At 48.8% G+C, this 8,612-nt stretch carries 9 protein-coding genes; 5 read left to right on the forward strand and 4 right to left on the reverse strand.

Going from position 1 to position 8,612, the window contains the following annotated elements:
* Positions 1-14 precede the first annotated feature (14 nt).
* From fliI to fliF, 4 genes are read right to left on the reverse strand one after another with little or no spacing between them, the layout of a single operon-like run.
* The gene (fliI, locus tag U868_RS0104940; protein WP_025152325.1) at positions 15-1,382 is read right to left on the reverse strand and encodes a flagellar protein export ATPase FliI; all 1,368 of its coding nucleotides are present in this window, start codon (positions 1,380-1,382) and stop codon (positions 15-17) included.
* Positions 1,379-2,104 (reverse strand): flagellar assembly protein FliH, encoded by a 726-nt coding sequence (locus U868_RS0104945; RefSeq protein ID WP_025152326.1) that lies wholly within the window; start codon positions 2,102-2,104, stop codon positions 1,379-1,381. The genes fliI and U868_RS0104945 overlap by 4 nt, the downstream gene beginning before the upstream one ends.
* Positions 2,091-3,077, reverse strand: coding sequence for a flagellar motor switch protein FliG (fliG, locus tag U868_RS0104950; protein ID WP_025152327.1), 987 nt, complete (start codon positions 3,075-3,077; stop codon positions 2,091-2,093). The genes U868_RS0104945 and fliG overlap by 14 nt, the downstream gene beginning before the upstream one ends.
* Complete coding sequence (fliF, locus tag U868_RS0104955) at positions 3,077-4,804, reverse strand: flagellar basal-body MS-ring/collar protein FliF (RefSeq protein WP_025152328.1); 1,728 nt, start codon at positions 4,802-4,804, stop codon at positions 3,077-3,079. Before fliF ends, fliG begins: the two co-directional genes overlap by 1 nt.
* Positions 4,805-5,054: 250 nt before the next feature.
* Here fliF and fliE point away from each other — a divergent pair, with 250 nt between their 5' ends.
* The 5 genes from fliE (at position 5,055) to cheZ (ending at position 8,515) form a co-directional block, all read left to right on the forward strand.
* Entirely contained in the window at positions 5,055-5,381 is a 327-nt protein-coding gene (fliE, locus tag U868_RS0104960; RefSeq protein WP_025152329.1) for a flagellar hook-basal body complex protein FliE, read from the forward strand.
* Between the two features lie 121 nt (positions 5,382-5,502).
* Positions 5,503-6,366 (forward strand): CheR family methyltransferase, encoded by an 864-nt coding sequence (locus tag U868_RS0104965; protein WP_025152330.1) that lies wholly within the window; start codon positions 5,503-5,505, stop codon positions 6,364-6,366.
* A gap of 9 nt (positions 6,367-6,375) precedes the next feature.
* Positions 6,376-7,422 (forward strand): protein-glutamate methylesterase/protein-glutamine glutaminase, encoded by a 1,047-nt coding sequence (locus tag U868_RS0104970; protein ID WP_025152331.1) that lies wholly within the window; start codon positions 6,376-6,378, stop codon positions 7,420-7,422.
* Positions 7,423-7,480: 58 nt separating this feature from the next.
* Entirely contained in the window at positions 7,481-7,870 is a 390-nt protein-coding gene (cheY, locus tag U868_RS0104975; RefSeq protein WP_025152332.1) for a chemotaxis response regulator CheY, read from the forward strand.
* Entirely contained in the window at positions 7,871-8,515 is a 645-nt protein-coding gene (gene cheZ, locus U868_RS0104980) for a protein phosphatase CheZ (protein WP_025152333.1), read from the forward strand.
* Positions 8,516-8,612 lie beyond the last annotated feature (97 nt).

Raw genomic sequence — 8,612 nt, forward strand, 5'->3', positions numbered from 1 at the left:
AGTATCCACTCTGTTTATTCATCAGGCAGCTCAGGAAAAAGTGCGGAAAGCTGTGTGTAACAGGCTTCGTATTCACTTTGCTCATAAATACCTTGCTGCAGATAGCGCTCAAGACGGGGATAGAGCGCTATTGCCTGATCCAGTAACGGGTCAGTACCCGCCGCATAGGCGCCAACGCTGATAAGATCGCGGTTACGCTGATATGCAGAGAGTAATTGTTTGAATCTCTGAACCTTTTTGTAATGTGCAGGCGCGATGATTTCCGTCATTGCCCGGCTTATGGATGCTTCAATATCAATCGCCGGATAATGACCTGATTCTGCCAGCCGCCGTGAAAGTACGACATGCCCGTCAAGAATTGCACGGGCGGAATCCGCGATCGGATCCTGCTGGTCATCACCTTCTGTCAGTACGGTATAAAAAGCGGTAATGGAACCTCCGCCTTTGATGCCGTTACCGGTCCGCTCCACTAATGCCGGGAGTTTGGCAAACACGGAAGGCGGATACCCTTTCGTGGCAGGCGGTTCCCCGATGGCCAGTGCGATTTCACGCTGCGCCATGGCGTAGCGGGTCAGTGAATCCATGATGAGCAGGACATTCAGACCGCTGTCACGGAAATCTTCGGCGATACGTGTCGCATAAACCGCCCCCTGCATACGCAGGATAGGCGAGACATCTGCCGGAGCAGCAATAACCACTGAACGGTTTACGCCGTCTTTACCGAGAATATTTTCGATAAAGTCTTTTACTTCGCGTCCCCGTTCGCCGATTAATCCCACGACAATCACGTCCGCTTTTGTGTAACGGGCCATCATCCCCAGGAGTACGCTTTTCCCGACACCGGATCCGGCAAACAGCCCCATTCGTTGTCCGCGTCCGACGGTCAGGAGACCATTGATTGCCCGGACACCGACATCCAGCACATTCTTTATCGGATCGCGCAGGAGCGGGTTGAAAGGAGCGGTAAACAGTTCACCGTACTTTTCACACACCGGAACCGGCAGGCCATCAAGAGGCCTGGCTCTCGGGTCAAGCACCCGGCCGAGCAGTTCTTTACCCAGCGGCAGTTTTTTACCGGCGGTATATTTTTTTTCAGTGTAAATCAGCGCGCCCGGCAACAGGCCATCGACATGCTCCAGCGGCATCAGATAGAGCGTCTTGCCATTGAAGCCGACAACTTCACTTTCGATGTACTGTTGTTCGCCGCCGTTATCGCGGGCAACAAAACACAATGCCCCGATAGGCAGCTTCAGCCCGGCCGCTTCCATGACCAGTCCGGTTGCCCGGACCAATTTTCCGTATTGCCGGTATGGCGGTAACTCTGTGATTTCCTTTTCCTTGGTATCCAGTGTGTTAAGCCATTTTTTTAATCCGGAGGTCATTTATAATTATCCTCGCGTGCCAGCTCGCACAGCATCTTCCAGCGCATTTCGAGGCTTTCGTCGATCTCCATTTCGTCGGTGGTGATACGGCACCCGCCGGGTAACATGTGGCTATCCGTATTCAGTGACCAGCCGCGGGCAGCCAGCGTTTTTGAAAACTGTTCTTTAATCAGATCACTGTCCTGTTCACTGACCCATAAACAGGCTTCATTTTTCAGCAGAGACTCATCACGGAGAATGTCTTTTATACGTTCCTGCAACAGTGTTGTGCTGATATCACCGATAGCCTGTGTGCCCAGTACTGAGCGTGTGGCGCTCAGTGCCAGCTGCATCAGTCTGGAAGGAATAACATAGTCGAGATTGTCGAGAGAGCTTTGCAGGTTATGCATCAGCTCACCCAGGCGGTCAGTCATTTCTTTCTGCTGCGCCGCCATCTCTTCTTTGCCCTGTTCCAGGCCTTTTTGTCTGCCTTCTTCTAATCCGGTATCAAAGCCTTCTTTCCGTCCGGCCTCATAACCTTGTGAGCTTCCCTGCTCAAACCCTTTTTTTTCCGCAGCCTGACGCAGACGGGCATGTTCGGCCCTGGATGCTTCGTCAGACGCGGCATTATTGCTTTGCGTGTCGGCAGGGATCACAGGCATTTCGTCCTTGCTGCCGGCTAATAAATCAGCCGGTACCCATGGCTGCCATGAATTTTGCGGAGCATTATCAGACGTAGACATCTTCACCACCACCAATAACAATCTCACCGCTTTCTGCGAGGCGTCTTACCACGTTAAGGATATTTTTCTGTTCAGTTTCTACCTGAGACATACGTACCGGACCACGGGTATTGAGGTCGTCGATCATAATTTCAGACTGACGGCGCGACATGTTACGGAAGAACTTGTCACGTAACTGCTGATCAGAGCCTTTAAGTGCAATAATGAGCGACTCCTGATCGATATCCTGCAGGATCCGCTGAATACTCCGGTCTTCCATTTCCACCAGGTTTTCGAACAGAAACATTTCATCAATGATTTTCTGAGCCAGTTCCTGGTCAAACTCTCTGACGGCAGCAATGGCGGCATCTTCCTGCTGACTTTTCATCAGGTTCAGAATTTCCGCAGCCGGTCTTACGCCGCCCATCTTGCTTCGTTTGAGATTCTGGCCGTGCAGCAGATTATTCAGGACCTCAGTCAGTTCCTGCAATGCGGCAGGCTGAACACCACCGAAGGTGGCAATACGCAGCATGATGTCATTACGGGTTTTCTCGTCGAACCGGGCCAGCACATCCGCAGCCTGGCTGCGTTTGAGGTGAACCAGAATCGTGGCAATAATCTGCGGATGCTCGTCACGAATCAGATCACAGACAGACTGCGGCTCCATGTCATTCAGTGTTTCAATACCGTCATTACTGGACTGGGTATCGAGCAGATCCTCAAGCAGGCTGGCGGCGCGCTCTTCACCGAGCGCCCGTACCAGAACATTACGCAGATATTCATTGGTATTAATATTGAGCGTGGCATACTCGCCGGCATCACGATGGAATTCACTCATCACCTGCGAAAGCTGTTCGTAGGTGTAGCTGCTCATTTTGGCCATCGCGCTGCTTATTTCGGTGACTTCATGCGTATTCAGATGCTTAAATACGGCTGCAGCACGTTCATCACCTAACGTAATCATGACGATGGCGCTTTTTTCATAAGCATTCATTATGATTTTTGCTCCTTATTTATCCACTGACGGATAACCAGTGCGATAATTTGTGAATCATGCTCTGCGAGTTCACGGAGCTTATGCATGTTCTCTTCGCTCTGCATTTTCTGTTCAGCTTTCGAGCGTAAATTGTCTTCTGCACGTTTGAGCTTGGCGTCAATTTCAGCCTGACGTTTTTCTTTCTCCATCTCCAGGCGCTGAAGTGCCATTTCATGGTGCTTCATCCAGAATGGCTGAACCGCTTTACGCCACAGAATCCAGGCCACAATGAGCACCAGCAGATAACGCAGTGCGGTCAGACCGGCATCGATAACAGCGGGTTGTTCCCACAGCGGCGGAGTTGCAATATCGTCCAGCGTGCTGAAAGGGGTATTCACGATATTCAGGGTATCGCCGCGCGGGCCGGAGAAACCGATGGCTTCTTTGGCAAGCGCTTCAATTTTATCCATCTGCTCTTTTGATAACGCAATACTCTCTCCCTCATCATTCACCTGGTTATTGATGACGATGGCGGCAGATAAGCGCATCAGCGTGCCCGTACTTTTGCGGGTATGGGTTAAGGTTTTATCGACTTCGTAGTTAGTCGTTTCCTCGTTACGCTGACTGTAAGGGACGGATGGTGTACCGGCGGTTCTTGCATTCGCGGCTCCCTGCTGCCCCTGGGCTGCATTGCCTGCGTTATTGCCGGCATTATTCCCTGCATTACCGTTAGCGGCGGTATTGGCAGCCGGATCCTCAATCGGAGCGACCGGTGCGACAGGCGGCTGATTACTCAATGCCCCCGGAACACCGCCGGCGGCATTGCGTCCGCCCTGCTCGGAAGAGCTGCTCTGACGGCTGCGGATAGCCATTTTGTCAGCGGCGGTATTCGGCTGATATTGTTCTGACGTTTGTTCATGCTCAGTAAAATCAACCTGCGCGGTCACCTGAGCCCGGACATTCCCAGCCCCGACAATCGGTGCCAGAATCGCAATGATCCGGCGCTGATAGTCCGCTTCAATCTCGCCGGTATATTTCAGCTGAGAGGTTTGCGTTCCTTGTCCGCCATTTTGCGTCAGCAGCTGACCGTTCTGATCAACGATGGTGACATTGGCCGGTGTCAGGCCCGGAACAGCACTGGACACCAGGTGCGTAATCGCATTGACCTGATTCGGATCCAGTGTACCCCCTCTGGCGATTGTCAGTGTGACAGAGGCCGAAGGTTGTTTTTGTTCTCTGACAAAGAGTGATGCTTTCGGTAACGCCAGGTGAACACGGGCATTACTGATTGAGCCGATAGTATCAATCGTCCGGGAAAGTTCGCCTTCCAGAGCCCGTTGATAGTTAATCTGCTCACTGAACTGGCTGATACCAAATTTTTCCTGGTCCATCAGTTCAAAACCGACGGTTCCGCCTTTTGGTAAACCCTGTTGCGCCAGTTTTAAACGTACTTCGTATACCTGATCGGCCGGAATGAGTATGGCGCCGCCATGCTCTTCAAAGCGATAAGGAACCTGCATCTGCGCCAGCTGGGCGACAATTGCCCCGGCATCCTGATCGCTGATGTTACTGTACAGCAAGCGATAATCAGGACTTCTGGCCCAAAGCAGTAAGGCAACAACAACAGAGAGTGCTGCTGCAGCTGCAATTGCAAAGATAATTTTCGGGTTAGCCCGAAAGCGTTCAAGTGCGACTTTGAACTCTTCAGCGATATTTTTTTTGCTACTCGCGGTTGTGGCATTCATGCCATAGTCCTGTATATATGAATAAAGCAACTACCAAACAAAGGCTAATATGACCTTATAAAAAATAAGGCTGATTGTGTTTTGTCACGGATAATACCACCGCACATTATCCATAAGACCGACTGACAACCAATGCATAATAAGTTCCTATTTGTGTGAACTTATCAGGCTATGATGCACTTTTGCGCTCATGATATAGTTGACGAATTATTCTGGGTAAGATTATTTCAATAAATTTAAGAAGAAAAACATGTCAATTCAGGCAATGAATAACATTCTGGAACAAATTAATATCCAGGCAAATGAAATTAAAGGGGCGTCGCAGGCCGGTCGTATTAACGAACAGCCAAAAACCACGAATTTCAATGATATTTTGTTTCAGAGTATAAGTAATATTAGTGATTTGCAAGTCAGTGCGAAAAGTCAGGCGCAACAATATATGGTTGGGGCGCCGGGGGTCGGATTGGATGACGTTATGGTATCTTTGCAAAAATCATCAGTTGCGTTAAACCTTGGTGTGCAGGTCCGGAATAAGCTGGTCAATGCGTACCAGGAAATTATGAATATGTCTGTTTAACCATTGATTTTTGTGTATTTGATATATTGCTTAAATATAATACTCAGATACGTACAACAGTAAGAAGTCATATCCGATTTTCAGGTTATTTCCGGTAACCAAGACCAGAGTTTAAGCAGACATGTTAAATAAAAATAATGTTGGGGGAAGTTCAGACCCGGGTGAATATATTCAACTTAGTCTGAACGAGTCAGAACTGACAAAAATCAATGAGCTTATTTATCGTCGTGCCGGTATTGTTTTATCCGGGCAAAAGCGCGATATGGTATTTAACCGTCTCTCACGCAGACTGCGGAAACTCGACGTCCGTTCATTCAAAGAATATATAAATATCCTGGAAAACAGCACGAACGATGGTGAGTGGCAGCATTTTATCAATGCGCTGACAACCAACCTGACATCGTTTTTCCGGGAAGCGTATCACTTTCCTATTCTTGCAGAGCATGCCCGTTCCCGCCCGAATAATTATTCCGTGTGGTGTACCGCCGCATCGACCGGTGAAGAGCCGTTATCAATCGCAATAACGCTTGAAGAGACGCTTGGCCCGTCTCTGACACCTCCGCGGGTGTGGGCAACAGATATCGATACTGATGTATTATTAAAAGCCAAACAAGGTTTATATCAGCTGAGAGATATTGAATCGCTGACGCCTGAGCAGAAAAAACGCTGGTTTCTGCGGGGTAAAAATGATCAGAGCCAACTGGTTAAAGTAAAAAAAGAGCTGGCCTCCTGTATTCATTATGAACGACTTAATCTTATAAATAGTACCTGGAATGTACCGGCACCTTTTGATTCTATCTTCTGCCGTAATGTTCTGATTTATTTCGATCAGAAAACTCAGGAAACTATTATTAACCGATTTGCTAAAATGCTTAAACCCGGCGGATTATTATTTATCGGTCATTCTGAACATTTCAGTAAATCCACCACACCCTTTCGTTTAAAAGGACAGTCAGTCTATGTACTTGACGGAGAGGGAAAGTAAAGGGGAATAATGAAAAAGATTAAAGTAATGTGCGTGGATGATTCTACGTTAATCCGAAATATTATGACCAGTATTGTTAACAGCCAGCCTGATATGGAAATGGTGGCTGTGGCTTTAGATCCTATTATCGCCCGGGATTTAATTAAAATTCATAATCCGGATGTTCTGACGCTGGATGTTGAAATGCCGCGTATGGATGGTCTTAATTTCCTTGAGCGTCTGATGCGTTTACGGCCAATGCCCGTCATTATGGTTTCGTCATTAACGCATAAAGGTTCTGAAATTACGTTAAGTGCATTAGAACTCGGTGCCGTGGATTTTATTACAAAGCCGCAGATGGATCTGCAAAATAGTATGCGCAATTACAGCGAGATGATTGTTGAAAAGATCCGGATGGCGGCAAAAGCCCGGGTTTATCGCCGCGATAACCGGGCGATTAAGCCTGCGGCGATTAAGACGCCGCTGGTCGGAAGTGAAAAAATTATCTCGATTGGAGCCTCGACCGGAGGAACGGAAGCATTACGTCACGTACTGACACCGATGCCGTTGACCTGCCCGGGAATCGTTATTGCTCAGCATATGCCGCCGGGATTCACGCACTCGTTTGCTGAACGGCTGAATAAATTATGCGCGATTTCCGTCAAAGAAGGCGAGGACGGCGACCGTGTTTTACCCGGGCATGCGTATATTGCGCCCGGCGGTAAGCATATGGAATTAGTCCGCAGCGGCGCGAATTATCATTTAAGCCTTAACGAACTGCCGCCGATTAACCGCCACCGGCCATCGGTTGACTCACTGTTATGCTCTGTTGCCAAAGTGGCCGGTAAAAATGCCGTTGGTGCGCTTCTTACCGGGATGGGCAGTGACGGTGCCCAGGGATTGCTGGCCATGCGCCAGGCCGGTGCATGGACGATTGCACAGAGTGAAAAAACGTGTGTGGTCTACGGTATGCCGCGTGAAGCCGTCAAACTGGATGCGGCATGTGAAGTGACTGACCTCGATCAGATAGCCCGCAGCATCCTCAATAATATTGTTGGTCAGGCGAACCGTATTTAATTTCTCAGCACTTTAACGGGTGTGATGTTGGTTAATATTAAACAATCAGGAAAATGTAATGGCAGATAAAAATCTTCGTTTCTTAGTCGTTGACGACTTTTCTACAATGCGGCGTATTGTCCGCAATTTACTCAAGGATCTCGGGTTCAATAATGTGGAAGAAGCCGAAGATGGTCAGGATGCTCTGGAAAAATTACGTGAATCAACATTCAATTTTGTCATCAGTGACTGGAATATGCCGAATGTTGACGGCCTGCAGCTGCTGACTGAAATCCGTAAAGACCCGGCGTTAGCCGCGCTTCCGGTGCTGATGGTGACTGCGGAAGCCAAAAAGGAAAATATCATTGCAGCCGCTCAGGCAGGTGCAAACGGGTATGTTGTTAAACCATTTACAGCAGCAATACTGGAAGAAAAGCTGAATAAAATATTTGAAAAACTCGGGTGGTAAATGATGGATACGCAGGTGAGTCAGCATTCGACTGAAAATTTCCGGAGTATTTTCTCACGCATAGGTCAGTTGACCCGTTTGTTGCGCGATAGTCTGACGAATCTGGGACTTGACCGCGCGATTATGGATGCGGCAGAAGCAATTCCGGATGCCCGTGATCGTCTGAATTATATTGTGAGTAAAACATCACAGGCGGCAGAACGTGCGCTGAACTGTGTGGAAATCGCCCGTCCTTTGCAGGATGAGCTGAGCAGCCGATCCACCGAATTAACCACGCGGTGGGATGAGTGGTTTGATAAACCGGTGGAAATGCCGGTTGCCAAAGAGTTAGTCACGGATACGCGGGCATTTCTTACCGCCGTACCGGCGCTTGCCGGACAGACGAATGAGCAGCTGATGGAAATCATGATGGCTCAGGATTTCCAGGATCTGACCGGTCAGGTTATTCAGCGGATGATGAAACTGATTGAGGCGCTGGAAAAAGAGCTGGTCCAGGTTCTGGTTGAAAATATGCCTGAATCTGAAACGGCACCTGCGGATAAAAAGGATGATCTCAAAAACGGCCCTCAGATTGACCATAGTAAAACGGGTGTTGTTGCGACACAGGACCAGGTGGACGATTTACTCGAGAGCCTTGGCTTCTGATGTGTTGCGGTAAAGGGTGTCTGCGGAGCGGCTGTTTATCACAGCTGCCATTTTCTGTTTTTTATTTTCTGACTGATCTGTAACGCTTATGGCAGAA

It is taken from the genome of Morganella morganii H1r (assembly GCF_000633515.1).
Classification (GTDB): domain Bacteria; phylum Pseudomonadota; class Gammaproteobacteria; order Enterobacterales; family Enterobacteriaceae; genus Morganella; species Morganella morganii_B.